At 71.6% G+C, this 23912-nt stretch carries 14 protein-coding genes and 1 pseudogene; 1 reads left to right on the forward strand and 14 read right to left on the reverse strand.

The window, feature by feature from the left end; all coding sequences use genetic code 11:
* The first annotated feature begins 3 nt into the window (after positions 1-3).
* Positions 4-1086 carry a LuxR C-terminal-related transcriptional regulator gene (locus tag ACWFR3_RS09860; protein ID WP_453734050.1) on the forward strand — a complete coding sequence of 361 codons (1083 nt, stop codon included), beginning with the start codon at positions 4-6 and terminating at the stop codon, positions 1084-1086.
* A gap of 32 nt (positions 1087-1118) precedes the next feature.
* Here ACWFR3_RS09860 and ACWFR3_RS09865 read toward each other — a convergent pair whose 3' ends face one another.
* The 14 genes and pseudogenes from ACWFR3_RS09865 to ACWFR3_RS09930 form a co-directional block, all read right to left on the reverse strand.
* A complete protein-coding gene (locus ACWFR3_RS09865; protein ID WP_453734051.1) occupies positions 1119-1649 on the reverse strand; it encodes a hypothetical protein in 531 nt (176 codons plus the stop codon).
* 164 nt (positions 1650-1813) lie between these two features.
* Entirely contained in the window at positions 1814-2107 is a 294-nt protein-coding gene (locus ACWFR3_RS09870; protein ID WP_453734052.1) for a response regulator transcription factor, read from the reverse strand.
* A gap of 47 nt (positions 2108-2154) precedes the next feature.
* Positions 2155-2316 carry a hypothetical protein gene (locus tag ACWFR3_RS09875; protein ID WP_453734053.1) on the reverse strand — a complete coding sequence of 54 codons (162 nt, stop codon included), beginning with the start codon at positions 2314-2316 and terminating at the stop codon, positions 2155-2157.
* 188 nt (positions 2317-2504) lie between these two features.
* A complete protein-coding gene (locus tag ACWFR3_RS09880) occupies positions 2505-4007 on the reverse strand; it encodes an AMP-binding protein (RefSeq protein ID WP_453734054.1) in 1503 nt (500 codons plus the stop codon).
* A complete protein-coding gene (locus ACWFR3_RS09885; protein WP_453734055.1) occupies positions 4004-4804 on the reverse strand; it encodes a phytanoyl-CoA dioxygenase family protein in 801 nt (266 codons plus the stop codon). The genes ACWFR3_RS09880 and ACWFR3_RS09885 overlap by 4 nt, the downstream gene beginning before the upstream one ends.
* Positions 4805-4895: 91 nt before the next feature.
* Positions 4896-5672, reverse strand: a complete 777-nt coding sequence (locus ACWFR3_RS09890) for a 2OG-Fe dioxygenase family protein (RefSeq protein ID WP_453734056.1) — start codon at positions 5670-5672, stop codon at positions 4896-4898.
* 73 nt (positions 5673-5745) lie between these two features.
* Positions 5746-6735 carry an aspartyl/asparaginyl beta-hydroxylase domain-containing protein gene (locus tag ACWFR3_RS09895; protein ID WP_453734057.1) on the reverse strand — a complete coding sequence of 330 codons (990 nt, stop codon included), beginning with the start codon at positions 6733-6735 and terminating at the stop codon, positions 5746-5748.
* 110 nt (positions 6736-6845) lie between these two features.
* Positions 6846-8219, reverse strand: coding sequence for an MFS transporter (locus ACWFR3_RS09900; RefSeq protein WP_453734058.1), 1374 nt, complete (start codon positions 8217-8219; stop codon positions 6846-6848).
* The gene (locus ACWFR3_RS09905) at positions 8216-12202 is read right to left on the reverse strand and encodes a non-ribosomal peptide synthetase (protein WP_453734059.1); all 3987 of its coding nucleotides are present in this window, start codon (positions 12200-12202) and stop codon (positions 8216-8218) included. Before ACWFR3_RS09905 ends, ACWFR3_RS09900 begins: the two co-directional genes overlap by 4 nt.
* Before the next feature lie 10 nt (positions 12203-12212).
* Positions 12213-12986, reverse strand: coding sequence for a thioesterase II family protein (locus ACWFR3_RS09910; RefSeq protein WP_453734060.1), 774 nt, complete (start codon positions 12984-12986; stop codon positions 12213-12215).
* Positions 12987-12989: 3 nt separating this feature from the next.
* Complete coding sequence (locus ACWFR3_RS09915; protein WP_453734061.1) at positions 12990-13202, reverse strand: MbtH family protein; 213 nt, start codon at positions 13200-13202, stop codon at positions 12990-12992.
* A gap of 86 nt (positions 13203-13288) precedes the next feature.
* A pseudogene (locus ACWFR3_RS09920) lies at positions 13289-13462 on the reverse strand (response regulator transcription factor); the annotation flags it as partial.
* A 303-nt stretch (positions 13463-13765) separates the two neighbouring features.
* Positions 13766-21820, reverse strand: a complete 8055-nt coding sequence (locus ACWFR3_RS09925; RefSeq protein WP_453734062.1) for an amino acid adenylation domain-containing protein — start codon at positions 21818-21820, stop codon at positions 13766-13768.
* 2 nt (positions 21821-21822) lie between these two features.
* Entirely contained in the window at positions 21823-23646 is a 1824-nt protein-coding gene (locus ACWFR3_RS09930) for a condensation domain-containing protein (RefSeq protein WP_453734063.1), read from the reverse strand.
* Positions 23647-23912: the final 266 nt, after the last annotated feature.

Genomic DNA, 23912 nt, shown 5'->3' on the forward strand with positions numbered 1-23912 from the left:
TTGATGGTGGATCAGGGGATCGGCGACAACGTTATCGGCGTGGGGGACGCACTCAGTGCTGAGAACGTCGCCGTCTACCGGTGGTTGGCCCGTCACGGTCAGCTCGATCCGGTCCGGATATCCGAGGAGACCGGGCTCGACGAGGCGGTCGTCAGCGGTGCGGTCAGCTATCTTCTGCGGATCGGTCTGGTGCAGCGGGGCGAGGCGGGCGACGGGCAGCTGCGGGCCGTCGACCCGGCGCGTGTTGCCGCCGTGGCTACCGCGCCGATGGAGCGGGCCATCGCTCAGCAGCAGGCGCAGCTGCATGTGTTGCGCGATCAGTTCGCTCAGCTGGCCGCCGATTATGAAGACGGCCGGCACAGTGTCGCCACCGACGTGGAACGCATTCCCGGGCTCACGCAGGTGCGGGACGCGCTGACGCGGGCAGCGGCGAACTGCCGCGAGGACATGGTCACCGTGCAGCCCGGCGGCACCCGTCCCCCCGAAGTGCTCCAGGACGCGCTGCACCGCGACAGCCAGATGCTGGCCCGCGGGGTGCGAATGCGCACGCTCTACCATCACACCGCCCGGTTCAACGGTCCCAGTCAGGCCTACGTGGCCCGGATGAGCGCCCTTGGCGGGGAGTATCGGACCGCCCACCAACTGGCTGGTCGGTTGATCATGTTCGACCGGGAGCTGGCGTTCATGACCGACCACGACAACCAGCTTGGGGCGGTGGTGGTCCGGGAGCCCTCGGTCGTGCATTATCTGTATGAAGTCTTCGAACAGACCTGGTCGCAGGCCCAGCCCTTTTCCGACGCCGCCGCCGACGGTCTGGAGGCCGTCGCCAAGGATCTGGACCGCACCATCCTGCGGCTCCTCGCGACGGGGTTGAAGGACGAGACGATCGCCCGGCGGCTCGGCATGTCGCTGCGCACCACCCGCAAGCACATCTCCGACATGATGCAGGCGCTCGGCGCCGAGAGCCGCTTCCAGGCCGGGGTGGCCGTCGGCACGGGGGGACTCTTGGACGACGACTGCGATGGGGACGGCCACAGCGATGGGGGCGGGGAGTCGGGCGCCTCCGGCGCGAACGGTCGGGGCTGATTCGGGCGGCGATGCCACCGTGGCACGGAGGATCAGTCCGCGTCCTCCAAGCTCAGTTCCAGCAGCGTCGTCGGGGTGTGGATCTCCGACAGGAGGTAGGTGTGGTCCGGGGGGACGAACAGGGTGGCGCCGGAGCGCAGGCGCATGCCCAGGGGGTCCGAGGGGCCGGGGGCCGGGTCTTCGCCGATGCGCGTCAGGTCGCAGCGGCAGGCGCCCTCCAGGACCGTGACGGCGGAGCCGTTGTCGATCGGTTCGCCCTTCGTGGCGGGGGAGCCGGTGGACAGGAAGCGGTAGAAAGGGCGCACCCGCAGTCGCAGTCTGCGGCCGAGTTCCGTCGCCAGTGGCTCGGGGCCCTGTCCGCCCGGCACGGGATCTGCGGCGTCCGGTTCCGGGGGACTCGGCCGGGGCAGCGCTATGAGGGCCGGGAGGGTGGTGGGTTCCTCGGGCCACAACAGGGCCGGGCCCTTGTCGGCGTTGGCTTCCACGCACAGGGCCAGCTCTTCGACGTAGGACTGGATCGGCCGGCTCAGGGCTCCTTTTCCATGTCCTTGGGGTCCGGGCATGCTGCTTCTCCGATCTGCCGCATGTCCGGTCGATGCGGGGGTGGGTGGGGTGGGTCAGGGCGCTGCGGCGCCGTGGCCGCGGCGAGCATTCTGCCTCTCTGGCGTCAGGACCAACAGTCACGTGTACGCGTGACAGGTGGAGTTCTTGTGCTCGTGGTGTGCGGTCAGGCCGTGGTCCGGTGCGGGTAGTCGGAGAGCTGCGGCGCCGTCATGGGGTCCGCGTCCTCGATCGCTCCGGTGAGCGAGCCCTCGGCCGACAGTGCGAGGAGCAGCAGGTGCATGCGGTTGCGGGCTCCTGTCTTCGCGCGTATCCGGCGCATGTAGGTGTCGACGGTGTGCGGGCTGACGTCCATGCGGCGGGCTATCTCGCGGTAGGTGTCCCCGCGCGCGACGTGTCCGAGGACTTCTCGCTCCCGGTCGCTGATCTTGCCGACTGCTTCCCCGAGTTCATTGCTCACAACTCCGGCGCCCTTTCTCATCGGGTCCACGCAGGTCATTGCGATCGTTAGGGAAGGCGGCCCCAGCCGCTGTCGCCGTTGTCGAACGCTGTCGAGGACATCGTCGTCCGGGCACGGGGGTGGTCGGTCTCGGCGACTGCAGTTCCGGCCGCCGCTCCGACCGTCAGCAGGCAGAGGACGCTGAGTACGAACACGCGGGCAGACTTCATGGCTTCTCCTGGAATCCTGGAATTGAGAGGGGGGTGGCAGCGCTGGGAACCTCCCGGCCGCTGGTGGTGCGGCCGCTCCCTTTCGCTCTTCCAGGATGCTGGGCGGCCCACCCGGAATCCATGGACCGACCCGTTCACCAAGTTGCCCGGCACTGAAGCGGGGGGGTGCACAAGACGCCTATCGTGCCTCAATCGGCGGAAAAGGTCTCGCGGAGCTTTGCCCGGTCGATCTTTCCGTTTCGTGTCGAGGGCAGTGTGTCCAGTTCGGTGAAGTGCCGTGGAACCATGAACCGGGGCAGGCGGGTGGCGCAGGCGTCCCTCAGGTCCCGCTCGTTGACCGATGTGCCGGTCACGCTCGTGTAGAACGCGGCCAGTTGGGTGGAGGCGGCGACCTTGACCCCGACGACCGCGGCGCGGCGCACTCCGGGCACCCCGGCGAGCACGGACTCCACCTCGCCCGGCTCGACCCGGTAGCCATTGACCTTGAGCTGATCGTCGAGGCGGGAGACGAAACGGAACTCGGTGCCGTCGAAGGTGACCAGGTCCCCGCTGAAGTAGCAGCGGCGCATGCGGCCGTCCTCGTGCTCGGCCTCCCGGAATTTGCGGGCGGTGAGCTCCTCGTCGCCGGCGTATCCCACCCCGACGCAATTCCCGGCGATGATCAGTTCGCGGGTCTCGCCCGGCGTGAACGGGCGCAGCACTCCGTCTGCTTGGCACAGCAGCTCCGCGTCGACGACCGCGGTTCCGATGGGCGGCCGGTCGGGCCAGTCGGTGACATCGCCGGTGAGCCGGTACTGGGTGACGACGTGGGTTTCGCTGGGTCCGTACTGGTTGACCAGGGTCAGGTCACCGGCGGCGCAGAACTTGCGTACCTCGTCGTTGATGACCAACTGCTCGCCCGCTACCGAGATTTCGCGCAGGCTCGGTGTCTCGATGCCCGCGACGCACGCGGCGGCGGCCAGGCCGTGCAGGCCGACGACGGGCTGGAAGAGGCGGGCGGCCTGGTGCTCGCTGATGATGTCGAGCAGCGTGAAGGGATCGAGGCGGTCGTGGTCGTTCACCACGATCAGGGTCGCGCCGGCCAGCCAGGTCGCCACGGTGTCCTCGTACACCATGTCGAAGCCGATGGACGACATGTGCAGGGTGTGCGGGGGGCGGTCGTGGCTCCACCGCGCGACGTGCCAGTTGCCCAGGTCCGCGAGGACCACCGGGGGCACCGCGACGGCCTTGGGGTCGCCGGTGGAGCCGGAGGTGGGGATGACGTAGCAGACCGGGCCGGTGGCCAGGTCGTCGCGCCGCCGGGCGCGGATCGAGGTGAAGGTGTGCTGCGGGACGGGTGAGTCGACCGGTGGGCACGCCTCGTCGCGCAGGATCATGGCGCAGTCGGCGCTGCGTACGAGTTTGGTGGTCCAGGCGGGCGGCATGGCCGGGTCGATGGACAGCACCCCGGCGCCGACGCGCCAGACGCCCAGGACCGCCGCGCTGCGGGACCAGGAACGCGTGGCATGTACGTCGACGATGTCGCCGGGGCCGATGCCGTGTGCGGCCAGGCCGCCCGCGATCTCGGCCGACAGGGCGTCGAGTTCGGCGTAGGTGTGCGGGACGCCGCCGTCGATGACCGCCACCGCGTCTTGGTTTCGGGTGATGGCCTCGATGAGCTGCTGGATCAGTGAACCGTCGGCGTCGCTCATGCGATCAGGCCTCCGTCGACGAGTTCCAGCGGCCGGTAGTCGCGCGAGGCGACGAACTCCGGGCGCGGGTGGGGTACGTCGCGCAGTTCGTTGTCGACGCTGTTGTAGCTGACGAACGCCATGGTGCGGCTGGTCGGCGACATGTTGGCGCCGGAGCCGTGCGCGATGCAGGGGTCGAAGAACAGCAGGCTTCCGGCGCGGCCGACGACGGAGCGGATCTCCGATCCGGCCGTCACCTTGGCCATCTGCTCGGCGTCCAGGGCGAACTTCAGCTTCGACGAGAGGTCGGCCTCCCACTGCGAGGTGCCCGCGGACTCGGGGTGCCAGGGGGCGATCTCGCCGGCGCGGTGCGAGCCGGGCACGACCAGGAGCGGGCCGTTGTGCTCGGTCGCGTCGTCCAGGAGTACCGCGACATTGACGGCGCGCGGCTCGGGCATGCCGTCCTTGTTGCCCCAGACGCTGTAGTCCTGGTGCCACTGCCACACCTCGCCGCGCAGCGCCTGCTTGGCGTTGACCTTGCACTGGAAGACGTGCACCTTGCTCTCCAGGAGTGCCTCCGCCGCGGAGAGCAGCTGGGGCAGCCGCACCAGGCGGGAGAACAGGGCGCCGGTGGTGTGGCAGCCGTGGATGCCGCGCACAGTGGTGCCGTCGTCCTCGAAGATCCGGCCGGGGTGCTCGGTGGCGTAGAGGTCGGCCACCTCGCGGCGCAGTGCGGCGATGTCGTCGGCGTCGAAGACGTCGTCGAGGAGCAGGAATCCCTCGGACCTGTATTCCGATATCTGACTTTCGGTGAGCATGGCTCGATGACCTCTCTGCGGTGTCGCGGGGTGGTGGCGTGGGTCAGTCATGGCGGGCGGCGGGTGCGGGACGCGACCGGCCCGGGCTGCCTCAGATGTGCTGCCGCATCGGGGTGAAGTCCGTGAGGATGACCGCGCGTTCGCCCGGCTCGGTGCCGGCGCCGCGCTTGATGGGCGACACGTAGTGGCTGACCTTCTCGTCGGTCACGCCGTACGACTCCAGCGGCTTGGTCAGTTCGAACTCGGCAAGCACCTCGTCGGCCGGGACGTCCGCGGGCTGCTTGCCCCGGTACTGCGGCGGTGCGATGACGTTCAGGCCGCCGTCGACGTTGCTGCGGTAGACCAGGTGCGCGAAGACGAACGGCTCGCCGTCCTGGTGGAGTTCGTTGGGCGAGGAGATGGCCTCGTTGCCGTCATCGTCCACCGCCAGCTTGATGAGGTGGACACCGACGTGCAGCGGGAACGCCAGGTCGCTGCGCGACCAGCGTGTCTGCTCGAAGTCGAAGTCGACGATCTCGCGGATGATCGGGTTGTTGCGGGCGGCTTCGCTCATGGCGGGCAGCTTGCGCAGCACGCCGACGTATTCGGGGTTGTGGTCGGCCTGCCAGTAGCCGTTCATCCAGCCCTCGTCGCCGAAGTGCGTGTCGGGGATCCAGCTGAATTCCCGCGACCACGGCAGGAAGATGCCGCGGGCGTAGCGGCGGTTGCGTCCCGCCTCGGTCGCGTAGGGGTCCGGCGGGAGGTCGACGAATTCGGCGCGCAGGTTCTGGAAGGCCGGGTCGGATTCGGTGATCCCGAATATCTTGGCGAGGTCCCAACGGGCGAATCCGTGCTCAACGAGTGCGGGTGTTTCGGTCAGCGTCTGCATGATTGTCCCAAGCGGTAGAAGAGAAGTTGGTGAATGGAGGTGGGCAGCGGCTGGTGGGCGGCGGCTGGGGCCGTCAGACCGTGGCGAGCGTGCGCGCCTGGCGTATGACCACCTGGCGGCGGCGTCCGCGCCGGGTGGACAGCTCCACGCGGGGGTTTTCGTCGAAGAGGTCGAGGCGCAGCAGGCGTTCCTCGCTCCAGCCCAGCAGCCGGAACTCGCCGGCGCCCAGGTGCAGCAGTTCCACCGGTCCGCGCCCCTCGACGCGCAGGACGAGTACGTCGCCCTCGGCACTCACCTCGGCGGCGAGGTCGCTGTCCGGGTCGTCGGCCACGGGCTCGCCCCACTCCATGAAGGAGAACGGCACCGCGAAGCCGCAGCTGAACTCGGCGAGTTCGCGCGCGGTGAGCGGCAGGACGGGGCGGTAGTACGCGATGTCGCTGGTCGGCAGCTGGGCGCGGAAGCTGTCCGGGAACAGGGCGAGCAGGCTGTCGTTGGTGGCCACGTCGGCGACCAGGTGGATCCTGGTGCGCTCCCCGGTGTTGCGCAGGGAGTGCGGGCGTTCGAAGTCGGCGTACCAGAGGGTTCCCGGCTGCCAGCGCTGCTCGACTCCGTCGAGGACCATGACCGCGTCGGGGTTGGTGACCAACGGGATGTGCAGGCGTACGTAGCCGTAGGGCAGGCCGAGCGGGGTGTCCGAGTGTTCCTCGACGGAGACGCCGGGAGCCAGCGCCATCAGGCGGACGCTGCGCAGTTCGGTGCCAAGGTCGGACAGGACCTGGCGCAGGTAGGGCGCCTTCGCCATCAGCGGCGTGTCGGCGAATCCGTCGCGTCCGGGGCCGCCGGGGTCGGTGCGCGTGAGGTCTCCGCCCGGCGCGCGCAGGGAGAGGACCTTCCAGTCCACGTCGGACTCCTCTCCGACGGCGCCGTCCTCGAAGGACCGCTGCAACGCCCAGAATTCGGAACCGCTCAGTTCCGCGAGATCCGCGGCGAGCCGGTCGGCGTCCAGGTCGTTCCGCAGCATGACGGTGGCCGGAAGGTTTTCCAGGGAGTTGCTCTCGGGCATGAAGTCCTCGCTTCAATGAGCTATTCTTGCTTTTCCCTTGCCACCGAATTCTTACGTGTGCGGCGCATCGGGAAAAGCTTCGGGCAGGGGGCAGAAACGGCCAGGACGCTTTAGGACAAGGCTTTTTCGGTATCCGCCGCAGTAATTGCGCGCGCGGATTCCGGGAAATCGCGCATGCGCCGTATCGGGCCGCAGAACAGAATTACTGTCGCCATTACTTGAAGGCCGCTGAGCATCCACATCGTTTCCCGGACGCCGGACAAGGCGCCGAGCGTGCCGCCGAGCAGTCCGCCGACGGCGATGGCGCCGAAGCTGATCACGGCCGCGCTTGCACTGACGCGCCCGATCAGGGCCGGCGGGCAGTAGCGCTGGCGGAAGGTGTCGGTGATGACGCACGCCGCGACCACGCCGGCGCCGCAGCCGACGCCGCCGATCACGAAGAACGCGAGACCTGATCCCGGGCCGGTCAGCGGGAACAGCAACGTGAAGGGCGCCGCGCCCACATGGCAGATCAGCACGGCCCGCGCGGTTCCGTAGCGCGCGGATACCCGCGGGGACAACAGGACACCGAGGATGCCGCCGAGACCGCACAGCGTCAGGACCGCGCCGGTCGCCGCCTCGCCCGCTCCGACCGTCCGTACCAAGAACGCCACTTCGATGGAACCCAGGCCGGTCAGCGCGATGTTGGACACCGCGCTGAAGACGGCCAGCGAGCGCAGGACCGGGTCCCGGAAGAGGAAGCTCAGGCCGTCGCCGACTTCGGTGCGCAGCCGGCGCCGCTCGACGGCCGGGGGTGCGGGTTCGGGCGTGCGGATCGCGCGCAGACACAGCCAGGACACCAGGAAGCTCAGCGCGTTGGCGACAAGGCCTGTCACCGCGCCGAAGGCCTGCACGAGCATTCCGGCCAGGCCGGGGCCGATGACCTCGGTGGTCGACTCGCTGCCCTGGAGCCGCGCGTTGCCCGCAAGGAGTTCCTCGTCGCGGACCAGGACAGGCAGATACGCGCGTTGTGCGGTGGTGAAGAAGACGTTGGCGCACCCGCCGACGAACGCGGCCGCGAGCAGCTGCGCAATGGTGAGGACGCCTGCCCAGGCCGCGACGGGAACGCTCACGAACGCGACGAAGGCGACGAGGTCGGCGACCAGCATCACCGGGCGGCGGGGCAGGCGGTCCACCCAGGCGCCCGCGGGCAGGCCCAGGATCAGCCACGGCAGATACGCGACGGAGGTCAGCAGGCCGACGACGAAGGTGCTCGCGTGCAGGGTGAGGACGGCGACCAGCGGCAGCGCCATCACGGCGATCGAGTTGCCGAGCAGGCTGGTCGTCTCCCCGAACCAGAACAACCGGAAGTCACGCCCGGCCACCGAGCCGGGGCCGGGCGCCTCGCCCTGGCCGGGCGCTTCACCCTGGCCGGGCACCTCGCCCCGGTCCGGCCCCTCACCCTGGCGGGACACCGGGGGACCCGGGCGGGTCACCTCGCTCATCGCCGCTCCCCCACCGCAGGCCGCGACGCGTCCAGCAGGGCGAGTTTCCCTGCCAGGACCGCGCCGATCCGCGCGATCGGCTCCCGCTGGGTGATCTCACCGTGGCCGCAGGCGATCTCGTGCACCTCGACCCGCCCGGTCACGTGCGCGCGCCACGACTCCGGTACGGGCGCGTCCTGCGCCTTGCCCTCGGTGGCGGAGAAGAACACCGCGTCTCCCTCGTACAGGCGGGGCCGCAAGTCCTCGTAGATCCGGTCGTTGTCGGTGAACACCCTGGCCAGGGCCGCGGACTCCTCCCGCGTCAGCCATTCGAGGGTGCTGCCCGGCCGGCGGACCGTCCGCTCGTAGGCGTCGAAGTCCAGTGGTTGGCCGCCGGACGTGGACAGGTCGTATCCCACGGAGTCCAGGAGCTCGGCGAACGTCTCCGGGCTTCCTTCGTCCAGGGGCCGGTAGTCGGGGACCGACGCGGGTGGGTAGCCGTCGAGCAGGGCCAGCAGGTCGACCTCGGCTCCGGCGGCCTGGAGGTCGGTGGCCAGGAGGTGGGCGATGACGGCGCCGAAGGACCAGCCGATCAGCCGGTAGGGGCCTTCGGGCTGCACGGAGCGGATCTGCCGCGCGTAGTCCTCGACCATCGCGCGCCACGAACCCCCGCACGCCGCCGCGTCGGTGAGCCCTCGGGCCTGCAAGCCGTAGACGGGGTAGTCGGCGTCGATGTGGCCCAGCAGGCCCGCGTAGCTCCAGCTGATCCCGGCGGCCGGGTGCACGCAGAACAGCGGCGGCCTCTCGCCGCCCGTACGCAGAGGCAGCAGGGGCGCCAGCGGGTCGTGCCGCGCGCCCGCGCTCAGCCGGTCGGCGAGGTCGGCGACGGTCGGCGCCTGGAACAGGTCCAGGATGGTGAGCCGGCCGCCGAGCACCGTGCGCACCCGGGAGAGCAGCCGGGTGGCCAGCAGGGAGTGGCCGCCCAAGTCGAAGAAGCTCTCCTCGGCTCCGACCCGGCTCAGCCCCAGGACCTGCGCGAACAGGTCGCACAGGACCTCCTCGTAGGGTCCGCGCGGGCCACGGGAGGTGGGGCGGTGGGCGAGGTCCGGGTCCGGCAGCGCGTCCCGGTCGAGTTTGCCATTGGGCGTCATCGGCAGCCGCCCCACCGTCTGGAAGAACGACGGGATCATGTGGTCGGGCAGCACCGAGGCAAGATGGCCGCGCAGCTCGCGCGCGTCCGGGACCTGGCCGCCCGTGGCCGGCTGGACATACCCCACCAGGCGCTTGTCGCCCCCTGCTGCCGCACGCACGGCCACGGCGGCCTGCGCCACGCCCGGGCATCCGGCCAGCGCGGCCTCCACCTCGCCGAGTTCGATACGGAATCCCCGCAGCTTGACCTGGTCGTCGACGCGGCCCAGGTAGTCGAGCCTGCCTTGGCGGTCCCAGCGGACCAGGTCGCCGGTGCGGTACATGCGGGTCCCCGTCTCCCCCGGCGCGGGCCAGGGGCAGGCGACGAACCGTTCGGCGGTGACGGTCGGGCGGCCCAGATAGCCGCGGGCGACGCCGGGGCCCGCCACGTACAACTCGCCCGGCACGCCCGGCGCGACGGGGCGCAGCCGCTCGTCGAGCACGAAGACCCGGGTGTTGCCGATCGGCCGGCCGATCAGCGGCTGCTCGCTGTCCGCGGCGTCCCACCACAGCGCGTCCAGGGTGCATTCCGTGGGGCCGTAGAGGTTGTAGCAGAGGGTGCCGGGCGCCGCCTGGCGTACGCGGGTCCACAGCTGCTGTCCGGCGGCTTCCCCGCCGAGCAGCAGCACCCGTGGCGCGCCCGGCGCGGCCAGCAGGCCCTCGTCGAGCAGGTGCTCCGCGTAGGTGGGGGTGACGTCCAGGACGTCGATCCCGGCGGCTTTGACGTAGGCGGTCAGCGCGGCGGCGTCGCGCCGGATCTCGTCGCCGATGACGTGGAGTTCGTGCCCCGCCAGCATCCAGAACAGGGCCTCCCACGAGGTGTCGAACGACAGCGAGGCGGTGACGGCGGAGCGCAGGCGACGGTCCGCCGTGGCCTCGGTGCGCGCGATCAAGCCCGCGCGGTGGAAGGCGTAGAGGTTGCTCAGGGCGGCGTGCGGGGTGACCACGCCCTTGGGGCGGCCGGTGGATCCGGAGGTGTAGATGACGTACGCGGCGCTGTCCGGGCGTATGCGGCCCGTCAGGTCGGGCAGAGGGCCGGTTGGTGTCTCATCCCGGTCGGCGAACACCGTGGGCAGCTCGCCGAATTGGTGCGTCGCCGCGGTCGTCGTGTCCGTGACGACGGCGACCGGTGCGGCGTCGCGCAGCATGTGCGCGATGCGCTCCGGCGGGTATTCCAGGTCGAGGTGCAGATACGCCGCGCCCGTCCTGAGGACCGCCAGCATCGCGACGACGGACTCGGCCGAGCGGGGCAGGGCGAGCGCGACCACCCGCTCCGCCTCGGCACCCTGAGCGCGCAGACGGTGCGCGAGCAGGTCGGCACGTGCGTCGAGTTCGGCGAAGGTGAGCCGTACGTCTCCGCACACCAGGGCCGTCGCCTGCGGGGTGCGCGCGGCCTGTGCCGCGAACAGTTGAGGGATGGTGTCCGGCGAGGCAGGCGAAGCGGTGTCGTTCCAGGCGACCAGGGCCTGATGGCGGTGCTCGGCGGAGAGCGGGTCGGCCGCGCCGACGGGCCGCTCCGGGGCCGTCACGAGCTGCCGGAGCAGCCGGGGCAGGGCGTCGGCGATGTGGTCGGCGGTGGCCCGGTCGAACAGGCCGGTGGCGTACTCCAGGGTGCCGTCGATACCGGCGGCCTCGCCGTCGGGCGTGCGGTACTCGCGGAAGTCGGCGGTCAGGTCGAACTTGGCTATGCCGTGGTCCGACTGTTCCTCGGTGCAGGTCAGGCCCGGCAACGCGAGCGTGCCCTGCTCTCCCCTGGACAGGGTCAGCATGACCTGGAAGAGCGGATGGCGGGCCAGGGACCGCTCCGGGTTCAGGTCCTCGACAAGACGCTCGAAGGGAACGTCCTGGTGGTCGTAGGCGGCGAGGTCGGTGTCCCGCACCCGGTGCAGCAGCTCGCCGAAGGTCGGATCGCCCGATACGTCGCTGCGCAGGACCAGGGTGTTCACGAAGAAGCCGACCACGCCTTCCAGCGCGTCGTCCAGGCGTCCCGCCACCGCGGTGCCGATCGGGATGTCCGTACCCGCCCCGAGCCGCGAGAGCAGCACCGCGAGACCGGCTTGCAGCACCATGAAGGTGGTGCAGCCGTGGTCGTCGGCGACCGCGAGCAGGCGGCGGTGCAGTTCGCCGTCGAGCTTCAGGGGTACGCAGTCGCCGCGGTGGTCGGCAATCACTGGGCGCGGCCGGTCGAAGGGAAGCTCCAACTCAGCCGGTAGTCCGGCCAGTTGCTCCCGCCAGAACGACAGTTGCGTGGCGAGCAGGCCCGATGGTTGGTCCTCCTCGCCGAGCAGGTCCCGCTGCCACACCGCGTAGTCCGCGTAACTGACCGGCAGCGGCTCCCACTGCGGCGCCTCGCCCGCGGTCCTTGCGCGGTATGCCGTCGCCAGGTCGGTGAGCAGCGGCTGCCAGGATCCCTCGTCGCAGGCAATGTGGTGGAGCACCAGCGCCAGCACGTGCTCTCCCGGTGCCAGCGCGAACGCCGTTGCCCGCAGCGGGAGTTCATCCGTCAGGTCGAAGCCGCGGTCGAGGGCGGCGGTCAGCGCACCGGCGAGTTCGCTCTCCTCGCACGCGACCACGTCGAGCCCGGGCCGCCGGTCGACCATGTGCGGTACGGGTTCGCCCTCGACACCGGGATACACCGTGCGCAGCACGTCGTGCCGGTCGGCCAGGTCGGCGAGCGCCGCCGCCAGGGCGGTGCGGTCGAGGTCGCCGCGCACCCGGATCACCAGCGGGCAGTTGTAGACCGCCGATGCGCCGTTCACGCGGTTCAGGAACCACAGCCTGCGCTGGGCATAGGAGACGGGAGACACGGGGGACACGGGTCACTCCTCAGGGGGCAGAGCCGGTTGCGGCGGCGTGGAGCGGTGCGATGCGGCTCGGGAGGGTCCGCCAGATCTCCGGGGTGTAGAAGTGGCCGCCGCCGAGCACGTCGTGCCGGTACGGGCCGCGGGCCAGGCGCCGCCACCGGGTGGTCACGTCGGCGCTGATCAGCGGGTCGTCGGCGCCGGTCAGCACCTGTAGCGGCACGCTCACTTCGGCGCCGTCGTAGGCGTAGGTGTCCCGGACGGCGATGTCGGCCCGCATCAGCTCCAGGGCCAGTTCGGTCAGGCCGGGGTTCTCGCGCACGTGCGGGGGCAGCAGGCCGTGGGTCTCCAGCCACTGCAGCATGCGTTCGTCCGCGTCCCCGGGCAGCGGGCGTCGTTCGTTGTCGGTCAGGCCTTGGTCCGGGGCGTTGCAGGAGGACAGGACGAGCGCTTCGGGCCCGCACGCCGTGTCGCCGTCGAGCCGGGCGGCCACGTCGAAGGCCATCCAGCCGCTCATGCTGTGCCCGAACAGGACGTAGGGGCCGAGGTCGTCCGCGGCCTCCCGCAGTGCTCGCGTGACGTCGGTGGCCAGTTCGTCCCAGTCGCGGGCGAAGGGCTCGGCGAACCGGCCCTCCCGGCCGGGGTAACAGAGCACGGCCAGGTCCGTCCCGGCGGGCAGGGCGGCGGCCCAGGATTGGTAGGGGGCCGTGCCGCCGCCGAAGAAGCTCAGGCCGACCAGCGTCCGCCGGGCGTCGGGCGTGCGGTGCAGGGGCACCAGCGTGGTGTTGCGCACCGCCATCGCTCAGGCCCCGTCCATCGCGGCCGCGAGGCTGGCGGGGCGCAGGTCCGTCCAGCGCTTCTCGACGTAGTCGAGGCACGCGGTGCGCGGGCCCGCGCCGAACACGGCGGACCATCCGGCGGGTATGTCGATGAACGCGGGCCACAGTGAGTGCTGGTGCTCGGCGTTGGCCAGGACGAGATAGGAGCCTTCTGCGTCGTCGAAGGGGTTGTTCACGGCAATGTCCTTTCGTTTCGGGGTGATCGATGCATGGGGGCTCGATGCGTAGGGAGGGGCCGGAGAGGCCCGGACCGGTCAGCCGGTCAGAGCCAGCCGAGGCGGGCGGCCTTCACCCCGGCCTCGAAGCGGCTGCGCGCGCCGAGACGCTCCATGAGGGCGGCCATCATGCGGCGGGCGGTGCGGTGGGATACGTGCAGCCGGCTCGCGGCAGCGGCGTCGGTGCAGCCCTCGGCGGCCAGCCGGAGCAGCGCCCGTTCGGTGCTGCTGAGGTCCGTACTGCTCAGGCTGTCGCCGCCGGTCAGCTGCTCGGCCTGCAGAGCCTGCTCCGAGGAGCCCGGCGTGCCGGACCTGAGCAGCCGCAGGGCCTCGGCGTGGGTCTCGGCGAGCCGCCGCTGGCGGCGCAGCAACTCCTCGTGCTGGCCGGCCAGCTGGTCGGCGATCTCCTCTATGGCCGAAGCGGCTTCGACGGTCGACGTGGGTGCGGCGGCTTCCAGTCCGGACAAGGTCAGCATGAGGTCCGTCTCCCGGGTGTGGTGGTCGGGGCCTGTGCAGGCCCCCTGTCAGCGGGCCGTGGCAGGCCGCAGCGCGGGCCGCGCGGGCGCCGCCGTCCTCAGGTACGCGGCGACTCCGGCGACGGTCGGGGCGGTGAAGAACGCGCGGACCGGCAGTTCGAGCCGCAGGGCCGATCGCACGCGGGAGATCAGCTGCGTCGCGAGCAGCGAATGCCCGCCCAGGGCGAAGAAGTTGTCGTCGACGCCGACCGCGTCCCGGCCGAGCAGCTCGGCGAACAGCTCGCTCAACAGCTCCTCGTTCGCCGTCCGCGGGCCGGTGGCAGCCGCTGTCGCGTCCTGCGACGAAACGGGGGACGCCGGGATCGCAACAGGCCGCCGCTCGCCGACAGGTCGTACGTCGAAGTCGGCGATCCGCCGCTCCGGGTCCTCGGCCGCCTGCGTGAGCAGCCCGTGCAGGCCCTCGGCGAGCCGCTCGCCCGTCGCCTCGTCGAACAGCGCGGTCGAGTACGTCAGGGCTCCGGCCAGACCGGCCGGTGCTCCCCCGGCATCGAGCCGCTCCTCGACATCGATGACCAGGTCACACTTCGCGGCCGTCGAGGCGACCTCCAGTTCCGTCGTCCGCAGACCGGCGAATCGCGGCCCGGCACTCGCGTGCTGGAGCTGGACCATGACCTGGAAGAGGGGGTGGCGGCCGGGCGAGCGCGGTGGGTTGACCTCTTCGACAAGGCGCTCGAACGGCACCTCCTGGTGCTCGTAGGCGGCCAGGTCGGCGGTCCGGACACGGCGCAGCAGCTCCGCGAAGGTGGGGTCCGCCGAGACGTCGGTGCGCAGGACCACCGTATTGACGAAGAACCCGACGACGTCGTCGACCGCGTCGTCCGTACGGCCGGCCACCGGGGTGCCGATGGGGATGTCCGTGCCCGCGCCCAGTCTGCTGAGCAGCGCGGCGCAGGCGGCCTGGAGCACCATGAACACGGTGCAGCCGTGCTCCCTGGCGATCGCGAGCAGGCGGCGATGCAGCTCGGCGTCCCAGTCGAGGTTGACCACTCCGCCCGCGTAGTCGCTGGTCGCGGGGCGTGGGCGGTCGGTGGGCAGGGTCAGTTCCACCGGCAGGTCGGCGAGGCGGGCGCGCCAATGCTCCAGTTGGCGGGAGAGCACGCTGGTCGGGTCGTCCTCGGCGCCCAGCAGGTCGCGTTGCCACAGCGCGTAGTCGGCGTACTGCACCGGCAGTTCGTCGAAGGCCGGGGCGGCGCCGCGGGTGCGGGCGGCGTAGGCGGTGGACAGGTCGCGCAGGAGCGGGCCGAGCGACCAGCCGTCGCAGACGATGTGGTGGAACACGAGCAGCAGGACGTGTTCCTCCTCGTCCATCCCCGTCCGGAACAGGTGGGCGCGCAGGGGAGGGTGCGCGGACAGGTCGAACCGGTGGTCGGCCGCCGCCCGGATCGCCGCGTCGATCCCGGCCCCGGGCACCTCGCGATACAGCAGTTGCGGCCGGGCGGCTTCGGGCGCGAGCACCGACTGCACCGGCTGGTCGTCGTGCTCGGCGAAGACCGTTCGCAGGCTCTCGTGCCGGACGGTGATGTCGGACAGCGCCCGTTCCAGGGCGGCCCGGTCCAGTGGTCCGGACAGGCGCAGCGCGAGGGGGAGGTTGTAGCTGGCGCCGGTCTCCTCCCACCTGCTGATGAACCACAGCCGCTGCTGGGCGTACGACAGCGGCAGTACGTCCGGGCGTTGCGCGGCCCGCAGCGGCGGCCGGCCGGGCAGGGCCTCGTCGAGGCTGTCCGCGAGTCCGGCCACGGTCGGGGTGCTGAACAGCAGACGGGCGGGCAGTTCCACGCCCAGAACGGAGCGCGCCCTGCCGCTCAGCCGCACGGCGAGCAGCGAGTGACCGCCCAGGTCGAAGAAGCTGTCGTCGATGCCGACCGTGTCGCGGCCGAGGATCTCAGCAAACAGCTCGCACAGCAGCTCCTCGCGCAGCGTGCGCGGCGCGCGCCGTTCGCCGTTGGCGGGGTAGGCCGGCTTGGGCAGTGCGGCGGTGTCGAGTTTGCCGTTCGGGGTCAGCGGCAGCTCGTCGAGCACCACGATCGCGGCGGGCACCATGTAGTCGGGCAGGTTCTGCCGGGCGAACTCGCGCACCCGCTTCGCGTCGAGTCCGGTGTCCCGCGCCAGGACGTAGCCGACGAGGCGTTTGTCGCCGGGCCGGTCCTCGCGCAGCACCGCCACCGCGTGGGCGACACCTTCGTGGCGGGCCAGCGCCGCCTCCACCTCGCCGAGCTCGACCCGGAACCCGCGGATCTTGACCTGGTCGTCGGCGCGGCCGAGGAATTCCAGGGCGCCCTCGTCGGTCCATCGCACCAGGTCACCGGTGCGGTACATGCGCTGTCCCGGCCGGTAGGGGTTGGCGACGAACCGCTCGGCGGTCAGGGCGGGACGGTTGACGTAGCCGCGCGCCAACTGGGCGCCAGCCACGTACAGTTCGCCGACGACACGGGAGGGGACGGGGCGCAGCGCCGGGTCGAGCACGAACACCTCGACGCCGTCGATCGGCCTGCCGACCAGGGGGCGGTCGCTCTCGTCCGAGGACCAGAAGAGCGTGTCCACGGTGGTCTCGGTCTGGCCGTAGATGTTGTAGACGGTGCTGCCCTCGGTCTCCCGGATCCGCGCCCACAGCTTCTCGCCCACTGTTTCCGCGCCGGTCATCACCACCGCGGGCGGGGTGCGGTCCGGGTCGAGCATCCCCTGGTGGATCAGCTCCTCGACGTAGCTGGGCATCACGTCGAGGGCGTCGATGCCGCGGCGGTCCAGGTAGCGGGCCATGGCGGCGGGGTCGCGGCGGGTGTCGTCGCCGATCAGGTGGAGTTCGTGGCCGACGGCCTGCCACAGCAGGGCGACGACGGAGGTGTCGAAGGCGAGGGACGCCGTCAGTGCCATGCGGCAGCGCCGCCCGTCGCGGTTGCGCTCGGCGGTGGCGATGACCTCCGTACGGTAGAAGGCCAGCAGGTTGGCGAGGCCGCCGTGGGTGACCATCACGCCCTTGGGCTGTCCGGTCGACCCCGAGGTGTAGACGACGTAGGCGGGGTGGTCGGCGGTGAGCGCGATGCCGGGCGCGTACGTCGGTTCGTCGTCGAGTGCGGAGTCGTCGAGCGCGTGGTCGTCGACGAGGACCGGTTCACCTACGGGCATCAACGCGGCCGTCGCGCTGTCGGTGACCAGCAAGGCCGGGGCAGAGTCCTTCAGGAGATAGGCGATCCGGCGGGCCGGATAGGCCGGGTCGACGAAGAGGAACGCGGCGCCCGCCTTCAGGACGGCCAGGAGCGCGACCACCAGGTCCGTGGACCGGGGCAGGGCCACCGCCACGACCTGGTCGGGGCCCGCGCCCCGGCGTACGAGGCGCTGGGCGAGCCGGGCGGCGCGGGCGTCGAGCTCGGCGTAGGTGAGCGCGGTGTCCTCGAAGACCAGCGCCGTCAGGTCCGGCGTGCGGGCGACCTGTGCCCGGAAGGCGGCGGGCAGGAACACGGCCGGCGGCGCGGACAGGGGCCGCTCGGGCCGCTCCAGCGGCTCGGGAAGGTAGCGCCGTCGCTCCGCGTCCGAGAGCACGTCGACCGTGCTGATCGGCCGGTCCGGGGCAGCGAGCACCTGTTCCAGGAGCCGGCGCAGGCGCGTCACCAGCTGCTCGGCGGTGCTGCGGTCGAACAGCTCGTCGGCATACTCGAGGTAGCCGGTGAGCCCGGCCGGCGAGCCCTGCGTGTCGCGCTCGTCGACCAGTTCGAGACTGAGGTCGAACTTCGCGACGTCCCAGGTCACCGGGGCGCGTTCGCTGTCGAGTCCCGCGAAGGCGGGGGTGGCGCCCTCCGCCTGCTGGACCTGCAGCAGAACCTGGAACAGGGGGTTCTGGGACAGCGAGCGTTCGGGGCGTACGGCCTCGACGACACGCTCGAACGGGACGTCCTGGTGGGCGAAGGCGTCCAGGTCGGTGGCCCGCACCCGGCGAAGGAGTTCGGCGAACCCGGGATCACCCGCGGTGTCGGTGCGCAGGACCAGGGTGTTGACGAAGAACCCGACCAGATCGTCGAGCGCGCTGTCGGAGCGGCCCGCCACCGGGGTGCCGAGGGGGATGTCGCTGCCGGCGCCCATGCGGGTCAGCAAGGCCGCGAGGCCCGCCTGCACCACCATGAACAGCGTGCAGTCGGCGGCCCGGGCAAGTTCGAGCAGCTTGCGGTGCAGCTCCGGCTCCCACTGGACTTCCACGATCCCGCCGGACTGCGCCGCCAGCGCGGGGCGCGGCCGGTCCGCGGGCAACGCCAACTCCGTCGGCAGCTCCGTCAACTGCGCTTGCCAGTAGTCGAGTTGATGGCCCATCAGGCTGCATGGTTCGTCGGCTTCGCCGAGCAGGTCCCGCTGCCACAGTGTGTAGTCGGCGTAGCGCACCGGTTGCTGCGGCCAGTCGGGGGCGGTGCCCGCGCATCGGGCGGTGTAGGCCAGGGCGAGGTCGTGCAGCAGCGGGCGCAGGGACCAGCCGTCGGCGGCGATGTGCTGGATGACCAGGAGCAACACCTGTTGTTCCGGGGCGAGTTGGAACAGCGTTGCCTTGACGGGCGCGTCCGTGGTGAGGTCGAAGCGGTGACCGGCCCGCCGCGCCATGGCGTCCGCGAGGTCGGGGGGCGTGACGTCGACTATCTCGATGCCGGGCACCGCGACCGTGTCCAGGACCACCGGGTGCGGCTCGCCGCCCGCCTCCTCGCCGCCCGCCTCGGGGAAGACGGTGCGCAGGCTCTCGTGCCGGTCCGCCACATCGGCGAACGCCGCCGCCAGGGCGTCCCGGTCGAGCGCCCCGGTGAGGCGGACCGCGACGGGGATGTTGTACGTTCCCGCGCCGCGCTCCATCCGGTTGAGGAACCAGAGGCGTTGCTGGGCGTACGACAGCGGCGCGTCGTCGGCAGCCCCCGCCCGGGCGGTGAGTGCGGGGCGGGCGGTGCCGGTCAGGCGGGCGAGGCCGGCGACCGTGGGGGCGTCGAACAGGTCCCGGATCTCGAAGCCCTCCCCCAGGGCCGATCGGATGCGCGACAGCAGCCGCAGCGCGAGCAGGGAGTTGCCGCCCAGGTCGAAGAAGTGATCGTCGATGCCCACGCGGGGCAAACCGAGCACTTCCGCGAAGAGTTCGCACAGGATCTCCTCGCGCGGGCTGCGCGGCCCCCGCACGGCCGCGACGGCCCGGTCGGGCTCCGGCAGGGCGGCCCGGTCGAGTTTCCCGTTCACCGTCGTCGGCAGGGTGTCGAGCAGGACCACCGCGGCGGGCACCATGGCCTCGGGCACGCGGTCCGCCACGTACGAGCGCAGTTCCCGGCCCGTCAGGCCCGCGGTCCGGGCCACGGCATAGGCGACCAGGCGCGGGTCGCCCGGCCGGTCCTCGCGCAGGACGACCGTGCACTGCCGCACCTCGGGGTGGGCCGCGAGCACCGCTTCGACCTCGCCGGGCTCCACGCGAAAGCCGCGGATCTTCACCTGTGCGTCCGCGCGGCCGACGAACTCCAGCTGCCCGCCCACGCTCCAGCGGACCAGGTCGCCGGTCCGGTACATCCGCTCCCCCGCCGCGAACGGGCAGGCCACGAAGCGCTCTGCGGTCAGTCCCGGACGCCCTGCGTAGCCCCGGGCGAGCTGGATGCCGCCCAGGTACAGCTCGCCCGTCACGCCCGGGGGCACCGGCCGCAGGCTGCCGTCCAGCACGTACGTGGACACGTTGGCCAGCGGCCTGCCGATCGGCACCGTGCCCGTGTGGTCGTCGCGTTGGCACTGCCAGTAGGTCACGTCGACGGCGGCCTCGGTCGGCCCGTAGAGGTTGTGCAGTTCGGTGGCGGTCAGCGTGGCGAACAGGTCGCGCTGGGTGCGGGCGGGCAGGGCTTCGCCGCTGCAGATGATCCGGCGCAGGCCCGTGCAGTCGGCGGCGCCGGGCTCCTGGAGGAACGCCTGCAGCATGGAGGGCACGAAGTGCGTGACGGTCACCGACTCGCGCCGGATGAGCTCGGCGAGGTAGGCGGGGTCGCGGTGTCCGCCGGGCCGCGCGATCACCAGGGTCGCGCCGCAGATCAGCGGCCAGAAGAACTCCCACACCGACACGTCGAAACCGGCCGGGGTCTTCTGCAGCACCCGGTCATCGGCGGTGAGGTGGTACTGCTCCTGCATCCAAAGGAGCCGGTTGACGACGGCCGCGTGCGGGACTATCACGCCCTTGGGGCGTCCGGTGGACCCGGAGGTGAAGATGACGTACGCCGGGTGCTCCGGACGCGGCGGTACGGGGCGGGCGGCGAGGGGCGCGATCGGCTTGTCGAGCAGCAGCTTCGGCAGGGACTCGGGAAGCACCGCCGCGCTTGCCGTGTCCGTCAGGGCGAGCAGCGGACCGGCGTCCGCGAGTGTCGCGGCGATGCGTCCGGCGGGGTGGTCGGGGTCCACCGGAAGGTAGGCCGCGCCCGCGGTGACGACGGCGAGGATCGCCACCACCAGGTCCGTCGAGCGGGGCAGCGCCACGGCCACGACCTGCTCGGGGCCCGCGCCCTCACGGGCGAGCCGCAGCGCCAACCGCCGTACGCGTGCGTCGAGTTGTACGTAGCTGAGCCGACTGCCGTCGGGCGCGACCAGGGCCGGCGCGTCGGGCGTGCGCCGCACCTGGCGCGACCACAGCTCGGCGAGCGTCGTCGCGGGCCGCTCGCGCACGGTGTCGTTCCACTGGCGTACGACCTGGTCGTGCTGGGCGGGCGGCATGAGGGCGAGGGTGGCGAGCGGCCGGTCCGGGTCCTCGGCCACCTGTTCCAGGAGCAGCGTGAGCCGTTCGGCGAGTTCGGTGGCCGCGGCGGCGGTGAACAGGTCCGGGCGGTAGTGCAGGCGCAGGGCAAGGCGCTCGCCGGGTTCGACGGCGAGGGTCAGCGGGAAGTGGGCGCTGTCGCGGAAGGTGACGCGCACGTCGAGGTCGCCGTCGGGCCCGTCGGGCGCGTCGACCTTGTAGTCGTGCATGGGGAAGTTGTCGACGACCACGTTCGTGTCGAAGAGCGCGGTGGAGAGCCCGGTCAGCCGCTGGATGTCCGTCAGGCCGAGGTGATCGTGGTCGAGCGCCGCGGCGCGGTCCGCCTGGATCTGCGTGAACAGCGCGCTCACGGATGCCGCCCGGTCCAGGCGCACCCTGACCGGGACGGTGTTGATGAGCATGCCGATCATCGAGTCCGCGCCGGCCAGCTCCGCGGGGCGGCCGCTGACCGTGGACCCGAACACCACGTCGTCGCGCCTGGTGAGCGAACCGACCAGGACAGCCCAGGCGCCCTGGCACACGGTGCTGAGCAGGACGTGGTCCCGCCGGGCGTGCGCGGTCAGCCGTGCCGTCGTCTCCGGCGGCAGGAACACCTCCACCTTCTCGGGCGGCGGGCCGGTGCGCGATTCGGCGGCCGCGACGAAGGTGGGCTGCTCGACCCCCTCCAGGGCGGCCGTCCAGTGCCGCTCCGCGCCCGCCCGGTCCTGCTGTGCCAGCCAGGCCAAGTAGTCGCGGTAGGGGCGCACCGCCGGCAGGTCCGCGGTGCCGCCCGCCCGGGAGTACACCGCGAACAACTCCTGGAACAGCAGGGCGAAGGACCAGCCGTCGAGCAGGAGGTGGTGGGCCGTCACCAAGAGGCGGTGGCGGCGGGCGGTGTGCCGGGCGAGGGTGAAGCGGATCAGCGGCGTGGCGGCGACGTCGATGCCGCGGTCCCAGTCCTGTGCGGTCAGGTCGGCGAAGGCGGCCTGCGCGTCCTGATCGGCGAGGTCGGTGAGGTTGGCCCGCCCGTCCTCCTCTACGAGGTCCGCGAGGTCGGTCTCCCGCCAGTCCAGCGGGGCCTCGCGGTGCACCACCCGTATCGGCTCGCCGTTCTTCCGGTACCGGAATCCGGACCGCAGGGTGGCGTGGCGCCGTATCACGGTCTCGGCAGCCGACCTCAGGAGCGCGGAATCCAGCGGGCCTTCGAGATCGACCGCGAATTGCGCGAGATAGGAGCCGCGCTTCTCCCGGTCGAACTGCGCATGGAAGAGCAGACCTTCCTGCAACGGCGACAGGGGAAGGATGTCCTCGACTGCTGATTGACTCATTCTCAGAGTCCCCTTCCTCGGACGGCCTGCAGATCGGATTCGATTTCTTCGAGTTCTTGCTGGCTGAGCGAGCTCAGGGTCAGGTCGGAGGGGGTGAGTCCGCCCGCTCCCGGTTCGCGGGCGTGGGCGACCAGCGTCCGCAGCATCGAGAACCAGGTCCGCGCCAACTCGCGGGTGTCCGCCTCGCTCACGACGCTGTTCGCCCAGCTCCAGCTGGCGTTGAGGACCGGACCGTCCGCCCCGTCCACGGTGGCCGCGTTGACCTCGATGCTGTGGGCCATGGGCATGCCGGGTCCGGTGCCGTCCAGGCCGGTCCCGTACTCCGGTACGACCGACCAGTCGGCGGCGTCCGACGCCTCGAAGCGGCCCAGATAGTTGAAGACAAACTCCGGCTGGGCGGCCTGCTCAAGGAGGGGGCCGGTCTCAGGGTTGAGATAGCGCAGGAGGCCGTAGCGGACGCCCTTGTCGGGGACGGCGCGCACTTGCTCCTTGATCCGCTTGACGGCACTCCCCACCGCGGGTCCCGCGGCGCGCACCTCGTCCCAGTCGACATCGCCCGGGTCAAGCCGGACGGGGAAGAGGCTGGTGAACCAGCCGACGGTCCGGGAGAGGTCCAGGTCCGCGAGCGCGCTTTCCCTGCCGTGGCCTTCCAGGTGCAGCAGGGTGGTGCCGTCGCCCGCCGTGCCGCGCGTGCGGTGCCAGTCGCCGAGAGCAAGGGCGAGCGCGGCGAGCAGGACGTCGTTGACGCCGGCGTTGAACGCCGAGGGCACGCTGGTGAGCAGCTCCCGGGTGAACTCGGCGGGCAGGGACTCCGTGAAACGCCGGTCCGGGTCTTCCAGGTCCTGGCCCGGGACCCTGGGCCGGTCACCGAAGCGGGCGGCGCCGGGCCGCAACCGGTCGAGCCAGCCGGGGAGTTCGGCGACGGCGGCCGGTGCGTGCGCCTGCTCGCCGAGCAGGTGGGACCAGCGGCGGAAGGGGGTCGGCACCGGTTCGAGCGCGATCGCGGCGCCCTCCTCGACCGCCCGCCAGGCCGTGGCGAGGTCGGCGGCCAGGATGCGCCAGGAGATCGAGTCGACGGCCAGGTGATGGACGACCAGCGCGAGCAGTCCCTGCCGATCGGGTCCGGCGTCGAGCCACACGGCCTGGAAGACCTTGCCCTCGCGGGGGCGGAGCCGGTCGCGCGCGGCGTCCGACTCCTGCCGCACCAGCGTCGCCCAGTCGGCTTCGGGGCGCCCCGCCACGTCGATCCGCCGGACAGCGGATGCCGCGTCGAGGGACCCGGTGGGCAGCACGTCGAGCGCCCAGTCCTGCCCGCCGTCGAGCGCCCAGTCCTGCCCGTCGTCGAGCGCGGACAGCCGCAGCCGCAGCACGTCGTGGTGGTCGAGCAGCGCCTGTGTCATCGCGTGCAGGTGCGCCTGCGTCAGCGTGGCGGGCGTACGCAGGACCGCGAGTTGGTGGTAGGTGTCGACGCCGCCGCCTCGTTCGCGGAACCAGCGCGTGATCGGCGTAGTGGCGACCGGACCGACCCCGCTGTCCGCGACGGGGGCCGGCGCGCGGTGCACCTCGGTGGCGCTCTGCGCCAGGGCCGCGATGTCGCGGTGGGCGAGCACGTCGCCGACGGTGATCCGCAGACCGGCCTTGCGTGCCCGGCTGACGAGTTGCATGGCGATGATGCTGTCGCCGCCGAGCGCCACAAAGCCGTCGTCGGCCCCGACGTCGCTCACGTTGAGCACGTCGGCGACCAGAGCGCACAGGACGCTTTGGCGCCGGGCGACCGGATTTCCCCCGGCGGCACCCGCATTCGCTTCATCGAAAGGGCTGGTCACGTCATCCCTCATTCCGAGTCCGGTCTGGAATCGGAACCGAAGTTAGCCAGCGACGGCCGCCGTCAGCGGCAGTCGCAGCGGCAATTCGAGCGGCGTACGCGAGGGCCCGCAGGGCAATTGCCGGTGCGATTGCCGCCGGGCGTGAGGGCGCGCGCCGACACTGACAGGCGCGACGTCCGGACGCAGCCCGTTGATGCGGCACACGATGCGGACGCATCCCGTCGATGCGGGCGCACGCTGCGGACGCATCCCATCGAGAAGAGGCC

It is taken from the genome of Streptomyces sp. NPDC055189 (genome assembly GCF_053606765.1).